The 19611-nt window shown below is 61.1% G+C and carries 18 protein-coding genes and 1 pseudogene; 7 read left to right on the plus strand and 12 right to left on the minus strand.

The genetic code is table 11. The features are described from left to right. Nucleotides 1-390: 390 nt before the first annotated feature. Nucleotides 391-5256, plus strand: a complete 4866-nt coding sequence (locus P6U25_RS05805; RefSeq protein WP_407150514.1) for an autotransporter outer membrane beta-barrel domain-containing protein — start codon at nucleotides 391-393, stop codon at nucleotides 5254-5256. Between the two features lie 474 nt (nucleotides 5257-5730). Here P6U25_RS05805 and P6U25_RS05810 read toward each other — a convergent pair whose 3' ends face one another. Further along, entirely contained in the window at nucleotides 5731-6039 is a 309-nt protein-coding gene (locus P6U25_RS05810) for a hypothetical protein (protein WP_407150516.1), read from the minus strand. A gap of 39 nt (nucleotides 6040-6078) precedes the next feature. Here P6U25_RS05810 and P6U25_RS05815 point away from each other — a divergent pair, with 39 nt between their 5' ends. The 4 genes from P6U25_RS05815 to P6U25_RS05830 all read left to right on the plus strand — a co-directional run bounded on the left by P6U25_RS05815 (nucleotide 6079) and on the right by P6U25_RS05830 (nucleotide 8188). Then, nucleotides 6079-6300, plus strand: a complete 222-nt coding sequence (locus P6U25_RS05815; protein ID WP_407150517.1) for a hypothetical protein — start codon at nucleotides 6079-6081, stop codon at nucleotides 6298-6300. 24 nt (nucleotides 6301-6324) lie between these two features. Next, nucleotides 6325-6885: a hypothetical protein gene (locus P6U25_RS05820; protein ID WP_407150518.1), complete on the plus strand. Its 561-nt coding sequence runs from the start codon at nucleotides 6325-6327 to the stop codon at nucleotides 6883-6885. 542 nt (nucleotides 6886-7427) lie between these two features. Beyond that, entirely contained in the window at nucleotides 7428-7730 is a 303-nt protein-coding gene (locus P6U25_RS05825) for a hypothetical protein (RefSeq protein WP_407150519.1), read from the plus strand. Nucleotides 7731-7780: 50 nt separating this feature from the next. Continuing rightward, nucleotides 7781-8188: a hypothetical protein gene (locus tag P6U25_RS05830; protein WP_407150520.1), complete on the plus strand. Its 408-nt coding sequence runs from the start codon at nucleotides 7781-7783 to the stop codon at nucleotides 8186-8188. 599 nt (nucleotides 8189-8787) lie between these two features. Here the strand turns inward: P6U25_RS05830 and P6U25_RS05835 are convergent. Both P6U25_RS05835 and P6U25_RS05840 read right to left on the minus strand, forming a co-directional pair. Then, complete coding sequence (locus P6U25_RS05835) at nucleotides 8788-8955, minus strand: hypothetical protein (RefSeq protein WP_407150522.1); 168 nt, start codon at nucleotides 8953-8955, stop codon at nucleotides 8788-8790. 610 nt (nucleotides 8956-9565) lie between these two features. Then, nucleotides 9566-9787: a hypothetical protein gene (locus P6U25_RS05840; protein ID WP_407150523.1), complete on the minus strand. Its 222-nt coding sequence runs from the start codon at nucleotides 9785-9787 to the stop codon at nucleotides 9566-9568. Nucleotides 9788-10050: 263 nt separating this feature from the next. On the opposite strand from P6U25_RS05840, the gene P6U25_RS05845 reads away from it, so the two are divergent. Next, entirely contained in the window at nucleotides 10051-10296 is a 246-nt protein-coding gene (locus tag P6U25_RS05845) for a hypothetical protein (protein ID WP_407150524.1), read from the plus strand. A 1583-nt stretch (nucleotides 10297-11879) separates the two neighbouring features. On the opposite strand, the gene P6U25_RS05850 is transcribed toward P6U25_RS05845, so the two are convergent. The 8 genes and pseudogenes from P6U25_RS05850 to P6U25_RS05885 form a co-directional block, all read right to left on the minus strand. Continuing rightward, the gene (locus tag P6U25_RS05850; RefSeq protein ID WP_407150525.1) at nucleotides 11880-12098 is read right to left on the minus strand and encodes a hypothetical protein; all 219 of its coding nucleotides are present in this window, start codon (nucleotides 12096-12098) and stop codon (nucleotides 11880-11882) included. A 582-nt stretch (nucleotides 12099-12680) separates the two neighbouring features. Beyond that, the gene (locus P6U25_RS05855; RefSeq protein ID WP_407150526.1) at nucleotides 12681-13127 is read right to left on the minus strand and encodes an amidase family protein; all 447 of its coding nucleotides are present in this window, start codon (nucleotides 13125-13127) and stop codon (nucleotides 12681-12683) included. A 3-nt stretch (nucleotides 13128-13130) separates the two neighbouring features. Next, the gene (locus P6U25_RS05860; protein WP_407150527.1) at nucleotides 13131-13340 is read right to left on the minus strand and encodes a hypothetical protein; all 210 of its coding nucleotides are present in this window, start codon (nucleotides 13338-13340) and stop codon (nucleotides 13131-13133) included. A gap of 571 nt (nucleotides 13341-13911) precedes the next feature. After that, nucleotides 13912-14121, minus strand: a complete 210-nt coding sequence (locus P6U25_RS05865) for a hypothetical protein (RefSeq protein ID WP_407150528.1) — start codon at nucleotides 14119-14121, stop codon at nucleotides 13912-13914. A 387-nt stretch (nucleotides 14122-14508) separates the two neighbouring features. Next, nucleotides 14509-14676: a DUF2934 domain-containing protein gene (locus tag P6U25_RS05870; RefSeq protein ID WP_407150529.1), complete on the minus strand. Its 168-nt coding sequence runs from the start codon at nucleotides 14674-14676 to the stop codon at nucleotides 14509-14511. A gap of 294 nt (nucleotides 14677-14970) precedes the next feature. Beyond that, entirely contained in the window at nucleotides 14971-16143 is a 1173-nt protein-coding gene (locus tag P6U25_RS05875; RefSeq protein ID WP_407150530.1) for an autotransporter outer membrane beta-barrel domain-containing protein, read from the minus strand. Between the two features lie 111 nt (nucleotides 16144-16254). Continuing rightward, entirely contained in the window at nucleotides 16255-16539 is a 285-nt protein-coding gene (locus P6U25_RS05880) for an autotransporter outer membrane beta-barrel domain-containing protein (protein WP_407150531.1), read from the minus strand. Nucleotides 16540-16612: 73 nt separating this feature from the next. Next, nucleotides 16613-17311: pseudogene (locus P6U25_RS05885) on the minus strand (autotransporter-associated beta strand repeat-containing protein); the annotation flags it as partial. A gap of 1392 nt (nucleotides 17312-18703) precedes the next feature. Here P6U25_RS05885 and P6U25_RS05890 point away from each other — a divergent pair. Continuing rightward, entirely contained in the window at nucleotides 18704-18880 is a 177-nt protein-coding gene (locus P6U25_RS05890; RefSeq protein ID WP_407150532.1) for a hypothetical protein, read from the plus strand. A gap of 9 nt (nucleotides 18881-18889) precedes the next feature. On the opposite strand, the gene P6U25_RS05895 is transcribed toward P6U25_RS05890, so the two are convergent. Beyond that, nucleotides 18890-19594, minus strand: a complete 705-nt coding sequence (locus tag P6U25_RS05895) for a phage portal protein (RefSeq protein WP_407152433.1) — start codon at nucleotides 19592-19594, stop codon at nucleotides 18890-18892. Between the last annotated feature and the right edge of the window lie 17 nt (nucleotides 19595-19611).

A 19611-nucleotide genomic window follows, 5' to 3' on the forward strand; every position in this document is an offset into this window, starting at 1 on the left:
CAGTCGTTGCTCGCAAAGCAGACCTCTGGTTGGTCCATCATTTACAACACGAAAGTGTCGTTGACGACATCGTCACGACTCCCGTAGCGTCGCGCTGGAGTGGATTCGAACGCTCGACCTCAAACAGTTGAGCTAATGCTCTTATCAGCTCACGGTAGCAGTTGCTACTGGAGCACACCTCTGGTTATTCGACAACCACTGACTGCCCCGTCGTTGACGTCGCAGTCACGACCCTTCTAGTGTGAAGCGCAGGGGTCGATCCGCGTTGCTCGCTCGCTACGACCTTTCGGACGTTTCGGGCAAGGCGCGGCAGTTGATGCTGTCGGCGCGCGATTAAAGTCGTTGCGGCGACAGTCTCGTGTGCGGCTGCGCTGGGAAACTGGAATGGGAATGCAAGTGCGGCGATGGCCTGCTACCGCTGTCGTACACGCCTCGCACGAGGCAAAAGCGCCCCGCAGAACGACGCTGCAAACGTGTATCAGCAGGCTGATACATCTGCTCCCAGGCCGCTCTTACCGGTCCATCGTCGTTCGCTGCCTCCTGTTGTCAGGCACATCGAGCCTAGCGCTGAGCGTTGTCATTTGCGAACGAGCCACGGCGCAGACCCTCAGTTGGGGTTCAAGCGGCGCGGGCGGCTCGGGCACTTGGGACAATACCACCGTCAATTGGTTCAATGGCTCGACCGCAGTGCCGTGGGCCAGCGGAGGAACCGCCGTCTTTGGCGGGAGCGCGGGCACCGTGACCGTGAACGGTACGGTTGCAGCGGGAGGCGCGACCTTCAACACTGACGGCTATACGCTCACTGGCGGTACGCTGGCCCTGAGCGGGGCCACGCCGACGATCACGACGAATGCCGGGGTTTCGGCGACGATCGGTTCGGCGATCTCCAACTCCACCACCCTGGTGAAATCAGGAGCGGGGACGCTCACGTTTGCCAACGCCAAGACTTACACGGGGACGACCATCGTTGATGCCGGACGGCTGGTTCTGAACAATGCATCCGGCTTTGTTTCCGCAACCACAGTCAATTCGGGCGCCACGCTGACGTTCACCGGCACCACGAACGTGAACGCCGCCGCCCCCGTCACGCTCAAAGATGGCGCGGTGCTGGAAAACATCAATGCGTCGGGCTTCACAGTGTTGACCGGGAACGTGACCAGCACCGGCAACACTACGATCAATGACAATCACACCCCCGGCGTGGGCCGAGGGCTTTACCTGGACGGTGGCTTGAAAGGCAGCGGGACGGTCACCATCAACGCCGTCAATGCGGGCGACGCCGTGAAGCTGCGCAACAACAACAGCACCTTCAGCGGCACGCTGGTCATCAACGGCATTGCCAATGCCACCGCCGGCCAAGGCAGCGGTCTGGCCCTTGGGGGATTAGCCACAAGCAACGCGCTGATCAATGCGAATGTCGTGCTCAACGGCACCATCGAACTGGCCGATCAGGGAATGGGTTCGGGGTTCGGCACGGCCGTCTTCAATCTGGGCGCGCTATCCGGAACCGGCATCATCGTCGGCAACCGCAATCCGATCGGCAACTTCGGCGCGACCATCGTACTGGGGAACACCAACGACAGCGGCGTTTTCAGCGGCCGGATCGTTCGTGGCAGCGGCGTCACGAACGTGGTCGGCGTCACCAAGGTGGGCGCCGGGACGCAAGTTTTGTCCGGTGCCAATACCTATACGGGGCCTACGAGGATCAATGGCGGCGTGCTGAGCGTGTCGAACCTCGCGAATGGCGGATTGGCGAGCAGCGTCGGTGCGTCCAGCAACGCGGCGGCCAATCTCGTCCTCGACGGCGGCGCTTTGCAGTACACCGGCGCCGGGGCGAGCACGGACCGCCGGTTCACGCTGGGTCTAGCTGGCGGCACAATCGATGCGTCCGGCTCCGGCGCGCTGAATTTCACGAACACGGCTGCAATCGCCTTCAGCGGTGCGGGTTCTCATTCCCTGACCCTAACCGGCAGTAACACCGAAGCGAATACGCTGGCCGCCGTCCTTGGCGACAGCGGCGGTGCATCCTCCCTCACCAAGACAGGTGCAGGCACATGGGTGCTGACGGGGAACAACAGCTACACGGGCGGCACCTTGCTTAATGGCGGCACGCTCGCGGTCGCCAATGACGGCAACCTCGGCGCCGTATCGGGAACGCTGACCTTCAACGGCGGCACGCTGGAGAACACGTCTGCGTTCGCCACCTCGCGTGGTGTCACCCTCAATGCCGGCGGCGGCACGTTCCAGACCGATGCCGATCTGACGGTTTCCAGCACGATCGATGGGGTCGGCGCCCTCGCGAAGACCGGCGGCTCGACGTTGGCCCTCACCGGAAACAACACGTACGGGGGCGGCACGACCATCTCGGCTGGCGCCCTTCAGCTTGGCAACGGCGGCACGACGGGCTCGATCATCGGCAATGTGCTCAACAACAGCGTTCTTGCGTTCGATCGTTCCGACACCCTCACCTTCGGTGGCCTGATCTCGGGCTCCGGCTCGGTGAACCAGCTCGGCAGCGGCGCGACAGTGCTGACCGGCAACAATACCTATACAGGCGCAACCACGGTCTCCGCCGGCACGTTGATCGTCAACGGCAACCAGTCCGCGGCCACGGGGCCGACCTCGGTTGCCACCGGCGGCGCGCTCGGCGGCACTGGCATCATTGGCGGCAGTGTCGCTGTTGCGAATGGCGGCATCCTGTCGCCGGGCGATCTCGGCAGCAATCCGGGCACGCTGACGATTCAGAAGGACTTGGCGCTGAACGGCGGGTCGGTGCTGAACTACAATTTCGGCCACGCCAATGTGGTGGGCGGTTCGCTGAACGATCTCACGACGGTCAATGGCAACCTGACGCTCGCAGGTACCCTCAATGTCACCACTTCATCTGGCGGCAGCTTTGATCCGGGCGTCTATCGCGTGATCAGCTATGCGGGCACGCTCACCAACAACACGCTTCAGACCGGCACCATTCCATCCCCTGACTATTTCGTTCAGACCTCGATCGACAAGCAGGTCAATCTCGTCAACACCGGTGGCCTAACGCTGAACTTCTGGGACGGCAACGCAGGCCCGAAGAACGACGGTGCCGTGAACGGTGGCGATGGCGTGTGGCACACCGCCGGTGTCGATGACAACTGGACCGACATCAGCGGCGTTGTCAATGCGCCATATGCGAACGGCTCGTTTGCGATCTTCTCGGCAGTGCCGGGCACGGTGACCGTGGACAATAGCCTTGGTCAGGTCACGGCCACCGGCATGCAGTTCGCTTCGAGCGGCTATCATCTCGTCGGCGGCGAGATCGCGCTGGTTGGCTCACCCACGTCGGTCATCCGGGTGGGAGATGGCACTCTGGCGGGTACGAGCTTCGTTGCGACGATCGACAACGTATTGAGCGGCAACACGCAGCTTGTGAAGACCGATTCCGGCAAGCTGGTGTTGAACGGGATCAACACTTACACCGGCGGGACCGCAATCAACGGCGGCACGCTTGTCATCTCGAGCGATTCCAATCTCGGCGCGACGGGCACCGGGCTTACGCTCGACACAGGCACGTTGCAGACCACGGCCAACATAACCAGCGGCCGTAACGTCGTTGTTCCGACAAGCGGCACCTTCCTGACCGATTCCGGGACCACGTTGACCTTGAACGGCACGATCTCCGGGGCCGGTAACGTGGTGAAGGACGGCGGCGGCATGCTGCTCCTCAACGGCGCCGCCACGAACACGGGCGGCACCATGGTCGTCGGCGGTACGCTGCAGGCGGGGGCCGCCAACGTATTCAGCGCGATTTCTGCCTTTTCGGTTCTGAGCGGCGCCACGCTCGATCTCAACGGTAGGGACCAGACGATCGCGAGCTTGACCAATGCCGGGACAGTCAAGTTGGGCGGTGCGCCGGGCACGACGTTGACTGTGACCGGCGACTACGTTGGCAATGGCGGCCTGCTTGCGTTCAATACCGCGCTCGGCAATGACGCATCGGTGACGGACAGGCTTGTCGTCAATGGGGGCACCGCGGGCACGGGCTCCGTCAAGGTGACCAATGTCGGCGGGCTTGGCGCGCCGACAACTGAAGGCATCAAGATCATCGACGTTGCCAGTGCCTCGAACGGCGCGTTCTCTCTGCTCGGCGATTACATGATCCAGGGACAGCAGGCTGTGGTCGGTGGCGCCTACGCCTACACCTTGCAGAAGAACGACACTAACGGCGACTGGTACCTGAAATCGAGCCTTGCCAATCCGCCGCCGCCAGCCGCGCCGCTGTACCAGCCAGGCGTTCCGCTTTACGAGTCCTATGCGCAGGTCCTGCTTGGACTGAACGAACTGCCGACCCTGCAACAGCGCGTCGGCAACCGCTATCGGGGCGGCAGCGACGCCACCGCGGGCGCCGGCACGGCCGATGCGCAATTGGACGGCGCCGTGCCGGAGTCGCCGGTCTGGGCCCGCGTCGAGGGCAGGCATGCGACGATGCAGCCCTCCACCACTAGCGGGTCAACCTACCAGGCCGATCAGCTCAAGGTGCAGGCCGGCATCGACGGCTTGGCGCTCGAGAATGACAAGGGCAAGTTGATTATCGGGCTCACCGCGCAGTACGGCACGGTGGCGGCGGATGTCGCTTCGTTCTTCGGCAATGGAAAGATCCGCGCCGATGGTTACAGCACCGGCGCGACGCTGACCTGGTATGGCGAAAACGGCTTCTATGTGGACGGTCAGGCGCAGACCACCTGGTACAACAGCAATCTGACCTCAGCGCTGACCGGCACCATGACCCACGGCAACGATGGTTTCGGCTATGCGTTCGGCGTCGAAAGCGGCCGTCGCTTCGCTGTCAGCAATGGCTTCTCGCTGACTCCCCAGGCGCAGCTCGTCTATTCGGCGGTGAATTTCGATACGTTTTTTGACCGGTTCGGCGCGCGGGTGTCGCTCGGCAGCGGCGACAGCCTGCTCGGCCGCGTCGGCCTCTCGCTCGATCACCAGCGGACGTGGCGCGACGAGGCAGGCCGGCTGACGCGCTCGGACGTCTACGGCATTGCCAACGTGCACTACGAGTTCCTCGATGGTACGATGGTCAACGTCTCCGGCACGCGCCTTGCGAATGCCAATGATCGGCTGTGGGGCAGCATCGGCGCCGGTGGCACCTATAGCTGGGCGGACGGCCGCTACACGGTCTATGGCGAGGTCTCTTACAACACGAGCCTCAGCCATGCGGGCGACAGCTACAGCTACAAAGGCACTGGGGGCTTCCGGATCGTATGGTGATGTTTCTCCAAGGCAGGCGACCGGTTCCCATTCGAGCCTTCGATGTCACGACTCTGGTGTTGAACGAGCGGAGCAATGGAGTTCGCCGATCGGATTGGGAGCGAATTGGGCGAATGGCCTGCCGACAACGAAACAGGGCCCCACGATTGTGGGTTTCGTGATGTAGCGAACCGCTGCCCCCAGTGCCAAGGGCTCACGCCTCCACACTAAGGACAAACAACGGTTCGGCGCGTCGGTGGTTGCGTTTGATTCCCTCCCTGGGCACCAAATCCACGCCTTTCCACGCGCAAGCACGATTTTGTACGATTCATTAGCGGACAGCGTATAGAGGCGTTCTGACCGTCAGTTGATAGGCTGGCTTCGGCAACCAAGTGATGTCTGCTGTAGCGCCAAACAGCCGATTGTCGTTATCGTCCATCCGATCCGAGATCGAACCGCACGATGGGTGGGTGAAGGGCTGGATGGACGCGAGGGTTAGAAGCTGCGTTCCTTCGAACGATTGCACGCCCAAGCGGCCAGTGAATTTCCAGTTGTTGGACCATCGATAGTAGCCGCCGACATAGGGAATCGTGTTCCGACTGATCCTCCCCAGCGCACTCCCCAGTCAGTACGCGTATCCTGGAAACCGGCGAGGAGGCCCTCGGTCTCAACAGGATCGAGAGCATAGTCGAACTCAAGGATGTTGTTGAAGGATGTGGTGGTCAGCGGACCATTGGGGGTCGACTGTGTGATGGTCGATTGCAGCGTCACGGCAGGAAATGTTCCGCCGTTCTGTATCACCATCAGACCGCCGATGGCGGAGCGACGTGGACGCGGCAGCGGGTGAGCGCCCTGGCGAACGAGAATGTGCGGCCGGTTGTGTCGGTCAACCGCACCGACAAATATTCGGTGCTCTGGCTCAACGGCGCGTATCACTATTTCGATTTCAGCACTAGCCCGGCAGCAACCGATATCGGTTATACGGCCCGGGTCAATGGCGCGTCTCGCAACTATGCCGTTGCCGGTGCGAGCCCGGCGAATATCGCCGCTCCCACGGTCTTGTGATCGAGCGGGACCGCAGGCAATGTCTTGAGCGCAGCGCTCAGCACATGGACCGGCGATCTCCCGATTGCGTACAGCTATCAATGGGCCAAGGGCGACGCCGATATCCTCGGCGCGAATGACTCGACATACATCGTGCTTGCGGGGGATGTCGGCGCGTCGACCGTGCGCGTGATGACGACGCATGCGCAAGGTTCGAGTTCCGTCACATCGGCGCCAGCATCCACGCTGCCGACCAATCCCGTGCTGCATTCGGATACGCTCGGCCAGTGGACGATTAACTCGTTCGCGCAAACGGCGAATGTTGCCGTCAACAATGCGATGACTGCCGATCGTCTTACCGAGACGGCGGCGGCCGACACTCAGAGCGAGGCATCGAACGCCATCATTTCGTCGCGGGGGCGAGCTACATGTTATCGCTGTATGCAAATACGAAACGGCGCAATTTCTGCAAATGCTGTTCGGGAGCGCAGCATTCGGCGCCATCGCCTATGCGAACTTCGATGTCCAGAATGGTGGTGGTCCAGACCGTTGGGGCGGGAGTCACCGCCTCGATCGTCAATGCGGGCAACCGCTGGTATCGGCTGACAACAACGGCAGCGGCGACCGTCGCGGCTCAGGTGGCCGCCTATGGCATCACGGCGGACAATCGGCGCGCGCTCAGAGCTATCTTGGCGTCGCCTCGAACATCCGCTTGTGACGGACATTCAAGTCGAAACCGGCGTTAACGCGAACCAGTATGTGGCGGTGGCGTGATCGCCGCTGCAGTGACCGCGCTTGTCGGCGCGGCATTCTTTATTGTGGCGGCGTCATCATGGCGAAGAACGCGACGACCACCGTCGGCATCGCGACCGGCCTTCTGTTCGTGATCGTCGGCGGCGTGATGCTCGTGCTAACCGTGGGGCTGTCAATCGACATAGGTTTGCGCTGAAATGCCAACCCGGAACGGCGACTATGATGCGCGCTTCGAGCCCGCAGCGCTTGAGCAACGGGTTCGCGGCCTCAAGTAGGGCATCAAGGACCTCGCGGCGAATACGACCAGCCAAGTCAGTTCGCTGTCGAACCAGATCAGCAATCTTGGGACCAAGCTGGACGAGCGGGCGAAAATCCCGTGGCCGGCACTCGGCGTCATGCTGTCGTTTCTTACCATCGTTGGCGGTCTCGTCTGGTATCCGGTCAAGGAGGGACAGGAGCGGCAGCAGCGGGTCATCGAGAAAATGGCCGAGGCGACTGTGACGCAGAAGGATTTGGACATCCGCTTGGCCGCGACGACTGACGACGGGCCTCGGAGGAGCGAAGCAAACGCAATGCCGAAGCAATCGACGAGCTATCGAAGGCCAATGTTCCGCGTGGTGGGCATGAGACGAAGTGGCGCACCATCGACGATGCGATCAAGCGCAACCAGTCGCGGCTCGATGAAATCGCAAAAATGATTGTGCCCCGAGGTGAGCACGAGGAGAAATGGCGCGGCAACGACGGGCGCATGGCCGATGTCCAGCTCCAGATTGACGAGATCAAGAAGGCCTATTCGGAGCTATACTCACCGAGGGACGCGCTCACCAACATGCAGCGCCGCCTTGAGGATGTGGAGCGGCGTCTCGCCCTGGCGCAGCAGGAAACGCTGCAGCGGCGGCAACCGTCGGACGACCCACGCCGTGATCGTGATCAAGCGCTGGGCTGGAATCCGGCGCTCCCTGCGAACGCTGGCCGTCGAAATTGCACGCCAAAGCAAAAGCCCGGCTGCCAATTGAGGCAGGCCGCGCGCGATCGGAAATATGAATTGATGAACGCCGCGAGTTTACTGCGGTGCAGTAGAGTTTTCCATCAGCAACGCTTAGGCGCGCCCTTGCACTCGGTCCCACATCGCTTCCCGTCGGACCACCAGTTGTAGGGTGGAATGGCAGACTGGACATTCAAATGACTGGAGGTCGTGATCCTTGGTGAAAGGTGCGACGACGATAAGCTTCCGTTCCACGTGGCATGCGGAGCACACGGGCCGCGACATGGCGTCTCTCCCTTTGCTATCGAAGCTGCGTCGCGATCTTACGGCCGGCCGGGCCGCGGTCGCTTTTTCAAGCCGTAGTAATACTGTCCGTCATTCTGTCCCGCCTACGGTGGAAGCGGCGGATTTATTTCTTGCGTGATCACCGACCGAGCTATCGACGGCGTACTGAAGCCGAGCTAGCGTGTCGCTTTCTGCCTAGCTCCCATTTCACCGGAGAAAGTAATCGCTCGGGAGGTCAATCATGCTCATTGCAGACCGGTTTGACAGTCGGACCTTCGCCAACATGGATGTCGCGCTGGAAAGGGCCTGTCAGCATCTACCGAAAGGTGCCGATAACCATAAGTCCCGCCGACACATCGCGCGCCGGATCATCAAATGCGCAGAGGATGGCGATCGAACCCTTGGCGGCCTCACCGAAGCCGGTCGATCGGCTGCATTGGAGCTAACGTCAAAGTCAAGAAAGGCTGCCTAGCCCGGGGACCGTCTCAACGCTCGCGGCCGGAGACTCCGGTCCGATGGGGCAGAGTCGCTTCTAATTCTGCAACGATGTCGTGGATCAGGCGGAACGCGAGCGGATCAGTCACGTCACGTTCCGTCAATCGGTAGAGCATGATGCGGTCTTGAAGCTCTTGTTGTTCCTCGTCGTTGTCCATGACGCGCTCTACACTTGTGCAATGACGCCGAACACGGTCGATCGTTGCGAGGAACTTGGAAAACTTTAGTCGGAGCGTCAGCCGGGAGGCTTAATTGGGCGGCTGCAAGTCAGCCGATGCCGGCCATCGGCTGGCTCGAAGCGCCGCTTCGATCTGGCGCAGCCTTCGCTCGATCAAGTCTCGTTCTTGTCCCTGCCGGGCTGAGTTCAATTGTTCTTGGAGCCGCGCCCTCTCTGCGGAAAGAAGATCGAGGAACGTGGGGACAGAGCGTTTGCTTGGCATCGCTCTCTCCTGTGTGGCGTTTGGCGAGAGGGGCATTGTTGGTTTTCTCTCACCGCCGGCGCCGGGGTAGTTTGCCGGTGGCGATGATTAACGAATAAGTCGCTGGGGTGGTTCAGACGGGGATCCGCGATCCCCTAGTTCCGCCGCGATGTTCGCTTAAAACATTCCGATCAAAGCGAAAAAGCAACCTCGATCAGGAAGATGACACTCATGACGGTGACGGTGAGAAATACGTCGCTCGGCGGCAGAGGAGTCATAGCGTGCCCCGCAATTGCGCTGCCCATGAGCCAAAAACCACCCGAGGATGGAAATGTTTCGGGGGGACGCCTCACCGCATTTCGAGCTCGAGGATCGCAAGAGCTGAAATCTCGGCGGCATCTTTGATGCCGGTCTGCGCAATCTTGATGATCTTCTTTGCGATCATTTCCGTGAGTGGGTCATCGCGGTCTTTGACGCATAGCTTGTGCAACGCTTGCTCGTAAGCCTTCGTCACGAGGCTGGCCTGTCTCGGTGCCATGGCGTCCGTATGCAAGTGCAGGTAGATCGACATTTGCTTGCCTCTAGCCCGGTTCCAAGGGAACTTTAGCACAGGAACTGCTGTCATGCGAAAAATCGGCAGGCGTTTGTTTCGCCATTGGCGGTTCCCGGTGATCACTTTCCAAACGGTCGCGGGAGAGGCGGCCACGGCCTTTGCGTTCGGTGTTTCGCGGCATTCTTCGGGGCGATGCGCAGCATCTACCAACCGAGGCGCCTTGCTCTCCTCACTCACTGGCGCTAACGCTAGCTCTTGGGTTGGTGGGAGTTGAATATACGGTGAGCAAGGCCCGCGAGTTTATCGAGTTCTGGATTGAGAACAGCATTCACCCTGTCGAGCAATATCGGACTGTCGGCGCGTCGCAGGATGTGGCCGAGTTGACCCGCCGTCTTGTCGTGGCCGCCAAGGAGCAGGGTTTCTCGGAGGCCGACTTGCAAACTGAGATCGGCGACATCTCCGACTACGTCGGAGACCGGCTTAAGGCAGCAAACAAGGCTGAGAGCGAACGGCGTAAGCTTTCCTAGGCGCGTACAATGCAGGCGCCCTACTTGTCAATCTGTACACATCGCCGGGCTTGAGGTTGAGTCCCTCGAGCATTCGTCGCTGCTTGTCCGTCAATTCCATGTCCAAAATCTCCGCTGTCCAGCCTTCCGGGACGGCGGTGAGCACCAGCGTCAAAGCCTGACTTGGCTTAGCTAATGCGATCCAAATTTGTGGCCGGTCCGGCGAAGCATCGTCCGCCGCTACTGCAACGACAGTAAAGGAGTTGCCGAAGGACTCTCCCATGGTCGTTCAATGCACTGGCGGGCTGGCTTGTTTCGATCTATGGGCCTGGGGTTGTACGATAAATCGAGGCTATTGTTCGAAGAACCGGCCGGTAGGCAAGGTGCTTGGGGCCTGCCCTCGGTACTGAAGCCGAGTTAGCGTATCGCCTTCCGCCTAACTCCTCATTCCACCGAAGTAAGTAATTGCTTGGGAGGTCAATGATGCTCATTGCAGACCGGTTTGACAGGCGGACCTTCGCCAATATGGACGTTGCGCTGGAAAGGCCTGTCAGCATCTTCCGATGGGTGCCGATGATCATAAGGCTCGCCGGTCCATAGCTTGCCGGATTATCAAACGCGCCGAGGGCGACGATTGGACCCTTGGCGGCCTAACGGATGCCGGGCGAGCGGTCGCCTCAGAGCGTCGAGCAATGCTGCCTAGCCGTTGCTTGTTGCTGGAACGGTCTTAGCCGGCCCGAAACCGCAGGGTAGAAGTTTCGCCACATTTCCCCGGTCTGCATGATCGAGTGTTCAATATGGAATGGGATGCCCATGCGCAAATTGCTTCTTGGAATAGCGCTCGCCCTGCCGATCGCCTTCATGACTTCGCCGGTGTCGGCCTTCCCGCGATCGCCTGCTCATCTGCCTGCGCTGGGCACCACGAACAGCACTGACTTAATCCAAGTAAGAGGTGGTCACGGCTGGGGGCATGGCGGCTGGGGTCATGGACACGGTTATCGACCATTTGGCTGGAGTCGCGGTCGCAAGGTTGGCTGGCGCGGACGTGGATGCCCGCCCGGTCTCTGGAAGCAGGGCCGGTGCTGATCCAAAGGACCGAGTTCGTGACGGGTTGCCAATTGAAGTTGGTGACCCGTTTCGGCTAGTGAGCCATGAGGACAGCCGCAATGCTGAACGCGAACACGCACGCGGCGGCCAAACTCATGAGAGTGATTGCGACGGACCTAGGCATAGCGGATCAAGTCGGCCAATTCGCTGCTTGAATTCTCCGATCAGGCGATCGCCGTCACATAGTTCAATGTGACAGTCGGCGAACGCTTTGGCGCGCTCCCTGTCTGCTTGCTCGTCACGACAGAGCAAGTCTAAGCGAGTGACAATGCAGCCATTGGCACCGAGAATGTATGCCGTGTAATTGTGCGCGCTCGCGACGTCGCACCAAGGTTCCGGCAATTAACGGTTTTTGGAACCCTTAGTTCCGGCTGTACTACGGAAGAGGCGCTGGCCTTTGGGCGCTGGCCGAACGGCGGCCCGCGATCGCTGGGGCGAAGGGATGAGCCTGAGGACGGGTTCGGGTTTTGGCGGGCGAGCCCAAGGCCGGGTCGGTCTCAGTGCCTCTTTCCACCCGGAATGGTTATCAACTCTACCCAGTTCGCATCACGGACGGTCACTTCACGGCCGGTGCTCTCAGCGATCCGTCGTGCGACGGCGAAGGCCTTTTCTTGGTCGGCAACTTCCAGAGCAACGAACGCGCGCGTATCCGTAGATACGCCAGCGCCTGTAAGTATCATGGAACAGATATCGATCTCTTTCGGTTCGGCGGGCATCAAGCACGATCTAACGTCGGACCGGTCACTGGATTTCCAGTTCCTTGATCGCCTGCACCGAAATCTCTGCCGGTCTTTGATAGTTTGGGAACGACCTCACCAGCCAATGGCTTCGGCCTTATCTTGGGGACGGTGAAAGCTCACGGGCGTGTTGACGTTCCCTGCCGCACGGTCCCGATTTCTCCAGTTCGGCGATCCGGAGGATATGAAGGCCGCGCTTGCGCAAGTGGACTTCTCCGATGTCGCTGCAATTACTGTGGCTCAGACCCTGCTACTGAAAACTGCGACTGGGTTGGTGAATCTGGCATTGCAGGGAGGGGTAAGGATAAGGGCTCTTCTTCTTGCTCAAGACAGCGCTGCTCTCTCGGCAATCAACGTCGCCGTCGCTGAAGGCGTGGATCAGCTGTTCCGAAACGGGGACCGCTTCCGGGTCCCCATGCCTGCCATTCTTGGAAGCGGGGTAAAGCCGCGACAGTAATAGATCCGATCTGTTTCCGATGGAGCAACGTGATGCCGGTCGCTTGGCATAGCATTTCGTTGGGTCGATCGTGGAGACTTACAACGATCCATGCGGCGAGGCGGCTACCCCAACAGAGGAGGCCGGTTGGCGCGGCCCAACGTTGCCTCAAGCGACAAGCCGACGGACAGCAGCTCCCGGTCCTGTCCGCTCAATGCGTCAAATTCCAATCCGACAGGCAGACCACTGGGGGTCTCACCGGCTGGCAGAACCAAGCTAGACATGCTTGCACAGCCTCCCAAGGCGATGTTGCGCCCGATCGCGACTCGGAACGGAATCTTTTGTACGCCGACCTCGGTTTCAATTCCGTCAGACAGCTTCGGTGGGAGACCCATGATCACGGGATGTGCAAGCATCAGAATATTGTGTTGGCTGTACCAATCGCGGACGGTAGCCTTCAGTTGATCGCGCCTGGCCAGCGCTGCCTCATAAGCCTCACGACTGGGTCTGCTCGGTGGCAGCGCTCGAGTCTCGATGTATGTTTTCATCGAAGGGCCGACTTGCGCAAACATTGCCTAGAAGGTCAGGCCGGTCCCCTGCTCCTGCAAGTACCTCGCGATCCCCCGGGCCAGTTCGCTGACCAGGATCGTCCCTCCAATGTCCGTAGCCGCTCGCACAACATCGGGGGTGGCGACCTCCACCAGCGTCGCGCCGGCCTCATGGAGCTTGCCGAATGCTTCAGTGTCTGAGGAGATGATCGTACGACAGGCCAATTCTGACACCACGCAAAGGCGTCGCGGTCGGCGTCGTGTCGTCGCCGGTCAGGACGCGATCGAACAGAGATCCACGACCGCACGCGCCAGCGGACCGACCTGATCAAACTTGTTGTCAGTTAGCGCCGCCGCTATCGTCGCGGTGTTCGATATCAAAGCGGCATGGGAACGAAGGCAGTTACAACGGCGAACCCTGGATCAAGGCCGCACCGAATTAACGCTGTGAGCTCGCTACCTGGCGCTCGGTGCGTCGAAATCATGTTGCGTCGAGCCACTGCGGAGGTGCCTAAGTACTCGCGACGCTAGGCGAGCGCCATGTATGGATGCGCGCGCCATGGGATGAAGCCAAAGCAGCTACAAGGTCCTAGAGTTTCGCGGGCCGAAGCCGAGGGCGCGGAGTAACATTCCATTAACGACCCACGATCACCATTACCCCGTCCAACCAGCGGGGTCTCAGGCATGGTGAAAGTTGTGCTGTTCATCCTGGCGAGTGCTTCGCTCTACGGCCTGATCGGCGTGCTCTTTCGCGATGCGGCAGATAAAGTGATGAAAGTCATCGACTAGCATGAGCACGCCCCACCCCTCAGCACTTTCCCGTCAGGACGTAGCGGACGGTGCGCCCAACGAGCAAGATCGGCGGAGCACCTGCGATGGCAATGGCAGCGCACAGACGTAAATCATCAGGGGATGGCGAGTACTGTTGAACCCGCGGCAAGACAAGAAACAGCGCCAGCCAGCCGATGGCACCTGCGATAGACGCCCAATAGACGATGTCGCCGAAACGGTTGAGCATGGCGGTTGAAGCCCTCGCAGCGTGTAGCGAGGTCCGCCCCGCGTCTAACGACTTGGCAGATGAAATAGGGCTTAGTAAGGCAGAGGCTCGGGAACTGGTGGCGTATTCGGTGGGACTGTCGTCGTACCGACGTAAAAAACGCGCCACAGTTGCTCGCAGCGTCCCGAGTGTCCCCTTCTAGTCTAGAGCCATCCGGACACGCGTTGGCTATGACCTACGGTTCTGTGCCGCTGTGATGGCGTTGCCCGCGGCACACTCCGACCACGGGTATCTTCGCCGCTCCCTGGAGCACCACGGTTGGACGCGATCGGGCGCGCGCCATCGTCTCAGGCCTCACGGATCCGATGCTGATTTGGACCGAGTGCCGCCGCGGTGTAACCCCCAGGCTTATGAGCTGCGGCGCGTCTCATGGACTCCCGACGCCGCCCGCTCGCGTAGCAGCTCTTTCTCGGCTTCGTACCAGAAGTAGTCCATTTTGGTGTCGGCGGGTTCGCCTGCAGCCTGCCAGAGCGCATAGGCCCGGCTTCGGATGTCTTGCTCGGTCAAGTTACGCATAACCTTTTCCCCGACCTTCTCGAATGAGAAACCCGTTGCTCCCTCCGACGCGGACTTGGAACGGGCCAAGTCGCTGTGTTCATCATACCCCTTAGCCCCAACCTATTGATAATTTGCATAGTTGGTCGGGCTCCGGTTGGAATGGCTCGCAAATACCTCTTCGGCGCTCGGGTCCGACACCTCGCCGAGCCGGCCGTCGAGGCGCTCCGGAATGCACATCATCTACACGAACTCGAAATGGCGCCCGCTGCGTGCTCGAACCATTGAGCAGTCGTTGCCGAAATAAACTTGGCCTTACCATTGATAGCTGACGGTGCCCTTGCCGGCCAGGCTGGTGCTGAGATCGGAAAACTCGCCCTCAAAGGTTCCGGCAACCGACCAACCGTTGATCCATTTCATCTCGACGGAGGCCGTGGCGAGCGCGGCGTCGGGCGCCAGCGTCGCGCCGCGGACCAGGAAGCTCGCCTGCGGAAGCGCCTGGAAAGTCGCAGCGGCGCTGCGTCCAGTGTCGAAATTGTGCACCCATGCGGCGCGCCCCCGCAACGTCAGGAGCGCACCGTCAAGCGCGAACGATTTGTCGGTGCGCAGGCCGAGTTCAGACAGACTCGCCGTTTCGCTGCGGGATGCATAGTTCAACGCGAACATGTTGTCTCCGGCAAGCGCGCCTTCAGCATAGGGCGGCAGATCAAGCGTCACGAACTGCCCAGCCGCATAGGGTGTGAGCCCGGCGAAAGGCGTCGCAAACCGGTACCCGCCTTCGAGGCGACCGGAGAACGCGTTGGCCTGAAAGGTGCCACGCAGGCGATCACTGCCGGCGAGCGCCAGCGTGCGATCAGTCGTGACGTCCTGCCAGCCGTAGGCGAGCGCCGCTGACAGATAGGCGGCGCCGATGCGGTGATAGGCGTACACACCCGCCTGGAACAGATCGGAGCGCCCGCTGCCGAGACCATTGGCAAGGCCGAAGCCCGTGCCGCCGCCAGCCATCGCGAAGCCGAGCAGAGTGCCCGGCGATAGCCGATAATCCGCGCCGACGGCACCGCCATAGATGCGGTCGGTGAGGGTGTGCGATCCGATGATGTCGTTGCCGCTGGTACTGCGCCCGCCGCCGAAGGCGGCCGCCCAGACACTCCAGCGTTGATCGAACGAGGCGGCCGCCACCGCGCCGGGAAGCGCCGCGAATGCGTCGCGCGCGCCGCCCAATTTGTCCGACGTCACCGGTCCATAGGCCAAAGCTGCACGGCCGTCGAGCGACGACCATCCGGTGCGGCCGGCCACCGATGGATCGGTCATCGTCGTCATGAATAGCCCCATGGCGTCGAACGTGGTCTGCTGGATGCCGGTGGCGAGTTCGCCCGACGCGAGCGTGAGGCCCGCGGGCGTCAAGCCGCCGACCGCCAGCGGAATGACGCCGGCGGCACTGAAGCCGTTCGACAGCCCATTGGCCACGCTCTGCTGGTTGATGTTCATGCCGCCGGCATAGGTGAGCTTGAGATCGAGGTAGACGTTGTTGGGGTCGTAGCTCAGCGACGGATTGAAGCTCGCCGGCAGGTTGGTGTTGACCAGTCCGCCGAAGGTGCCTTAGATGCCACCGGCGGCGTTGAGCAGCGTGTAGCGGGTCTTCACGTAGTCGGTGCCTGGATAGACCGCGACGACAACGGTCGCGCCGGCGGGCGTCGCCGTGCCGCTGACATTGACGCGATCGGAGGTGACGGAATTGAGTTCGGCGAGATAGGTCGCGGCCGCGGTGAACGTCAGGTTGCCCTGCACGGTGAGCGTGCCGACGGAGTTGCCCGGCGACAGCGTGCCGCCATCGATCAGGGTCTGGCCAACGATACCGTTGCCACCGAGCGTGCCGCCCCGCATGCGTGGTGGTGAGCGAGGACGCTGCGATCGAACCGTTCACGGACAAGCGTCCGGCATAGATGTCGGTCGGGCCGGTGTAGCTGGAGGTGCCGTTGAGCCAGGTGGTGCCCGAGCCGATCTGCTGCACCGACCCGGCGCCGGAGATTGTGCCCGCGAACACGGAAGTATCCGCCCGATAGAAAGCCAGCACGCCGTTGTTGACGACGTTGCCCGCGAGGGTGCCGGAAGTGTTGCCGTCACCGACCACGAGCGTGCCGGCCGCGATGGTGGTGCCCCCGGTGACGCTGCTGTTGCCTTCGAGTACCGTGACGCCGACGCCGAGCTGGGCAAGTGAACCTGTACCGGTGATGTTGCCCACGAAGACGAAGGCGCGATCGAACGCGAGTCTGCCGTTGTCGGCCACATTACCGGTGATCCAACCCGCCGTCCCGCCATTGCCGACCTGCAGCGTGCCAGCGGCAATGGTTGTGCCGCCATGATAGCTGTTGCTGCCGGTCAGCACTGTGGTGCCCGTCCCGATCTGCGCTAGCCCGCCGGTGCCTGTGACGTTGCCCGCGAAGACGGCCGTGTCGGCGCGATTAAACGCCACCGTGCCCTCGTTCTGGACATCGCCGACAATCGATCCGGACGTGCCTCCGTTACCGATCTGCAGCGTGCCGGCGGCGATCAGCGTGCCGCCGCCGTACGTGCTGGTGCCGGATGCATTGGAAAATGCATCGGTGCTCGCCGCGGGCCTTCCTGCCGAGGTTCGAACCGCGATTCGTACCAACATCCGCGACTATGTAACGAGCGTGATCAAGGTCGATTGGCCCGAAATGGCGAAGGGCGGCACTCTCGAGGATCCGGTATTCAACACATCGGAGAGCATTCTGGTCACCCTGATCGAATTCCTTTCCCACCAGCCGACCTCGCTCGATCAGCAGCCAATATTCTCGGCGCTTCTGAACCAGGTTCTTGTGGCTCGCAATGCGCGCATCGCGCGTATCGCCGCATCGAATGCCGGCATTACCTGGGCGCAATGGATCGCGATGGTCATCATATCGACATCGGCGCTGACGGCGATCGCCATCTGCAATACACATTCGCTGCGCATGCAGGTGACAGCCACGCATCTATATGTGCTGGTAGCGTCCGCCGCTTACTTCGTGATTCTGGCACACGACCGGCCGTTTATCGGCTCGATCTCAATCAAGCCGCTCGCCTTCCAGAGCCTCATCGCGAACTAGAACCGTTTTTCGAGCGAAGTGGGCTCGCGGTCATCACATTCTCCTTGCGCTCAGCTCGTCATGATTGCCGTCGACCGTTCGGGGTGATTGATGGGACGGGCTTATCCGTATGCCGCAACGAGTCGTGCCCCAGACGACGAGCACGGTCCTGCGGCTCGGGACAGCCGCACGTCGTTTCGTGACAAGGCCAGTCCAAACCTTCGCGGAGCGGTTTCGCCGTCAGATGATTCTCGATCTATTCCAATTCCACCCAGCCGAAGCTGCCGCGATGTTGGACAAGGGTAACGCCAGGGGGTGCTCATGCTCAGCCTGTCACGATCCGAAGGCGCGAAGCTGCAGGCTTCAGCCATCGGTCCCTTTTTCCAACATCATACATGCGGCATCGAAGCGCGCGGCGGATCGGATGAGGAGCTATCAATGCCGTTAGCCGTCTGCCGCAAAGCATCAAGGGCGATAAGCATCTTCGGGAGGTGGTCAACCGGCCATCAAGGCGAATAACGACAAGATCGCCGAAACGTCGTGTGGCCGGATGGAGAGTAACCGCATAATCGCGGAGGACGATGCTTAGGGCGCGTCATCGCGCTTTCGGTTTCCGAATATCGAGTATGCCTTGTTCAGGAAACACTCACGATTTTCCCCATCGCGGCTTCGGCTTACTGGTCAATCGCCATCGTCTTGCGCGGAGACGGCAACGCGTGGCGTGGCGCCGCGGTCCAGCGTCTCACGCAATGACATCGCACCAAATCGTAGTTCAGCCTGGAAAAGCGTGGAATGGTGCCAGGGAGGGAATCATACGCAATCACCGACACGAAGAACCGCTGTTTGTCCTTCGTATGGTGGCGTGAACGCTTGGACGGGGGGAGCTTCGGTACATCGCGAAACCCGCAATGGCGTGAGCCGCTTTGCCATTGGCAGCCTAACTAGCCGGGAAGCACCTTATGCCCGCCGGAACCCGCTGGATTGACGTTCGCCACAGCGCCCATCGCCTTCAACTCGTCGTCGAAATCTTTTGCCGACAGGGCATCGTCATTCCAGAACGACTTGCCGATCTCGTCATAGATCAGGGTTTCGCCGGTTGTCGTCCAGCTTTCGCATCGAAAACCAACGGCGCATGATCGTTTCTCCTAGGCTGCCTCAGCGTCATCGTCAGATAAGTTCCCTTGCGCGTCCGCTTGCTCTTGAGGATCGGATGCATTCGGATCGGTCTGCATTGCGGATGCGGTCTGGATCTTGACCTCAAGCCCAAGGCGTTTCTCGCGCTTCTTGTCGGCCGCGATCTGCTCGTCGGTTTCCTCGGGGTCGTAGCCTTCCGCCTCGATGACATCGCTGCGCGACTTGAAACCGGAATCCACCGCCAGCTTTTCGGCTTGGCGATCCTTGAGCGGGTCGACCCACTCGAAGCGCGGCGCAATCCATTTCGCGCGCGAGAGCGCGTGGAAATCGCCCGCGAAGCCCGGCAGTGAGATCGTGCCGGCGAGCGCCGCGTCGTTCATCCAGCGTTGCCAGACCGGCCGGCAGAACTGAAAGACCATGACACTATGCTGCAATTGCTCTAGCCGGCGGCGATATTCGACGATCACGCTGCGCAGTGACGAATAGGACGCGCGCCGGGTATCACTGGTCCCTAGCATGTAGGGCACGCCCAGCACCGAAAACGTCGCAAGCTGATTGCGATACTGGAAAGCTTCATAGGCGCCGCCGACATCGGCCGGTTCGGAGAACGTGATCTGCTCGCCCGGCCGCAGCGCTTGGATCGTGCCGGGTTCAAGCGGCGCGATCCCGATCGAGCCGCTGTCCGAATTATCCGCGTCGGTGGCATGGGGCAGAATGTCCTCGGGGCGCCGAC

It is taken from the genome of Bradyrhizobium sp. ORS 86, assembly GCF_045571475.1.
Lineage (GTDB): Bacteria > Pseudomonadota > Alphaproteobacteria > Rhizobiales > Xanthobacteraceae > Bradyrhizobium.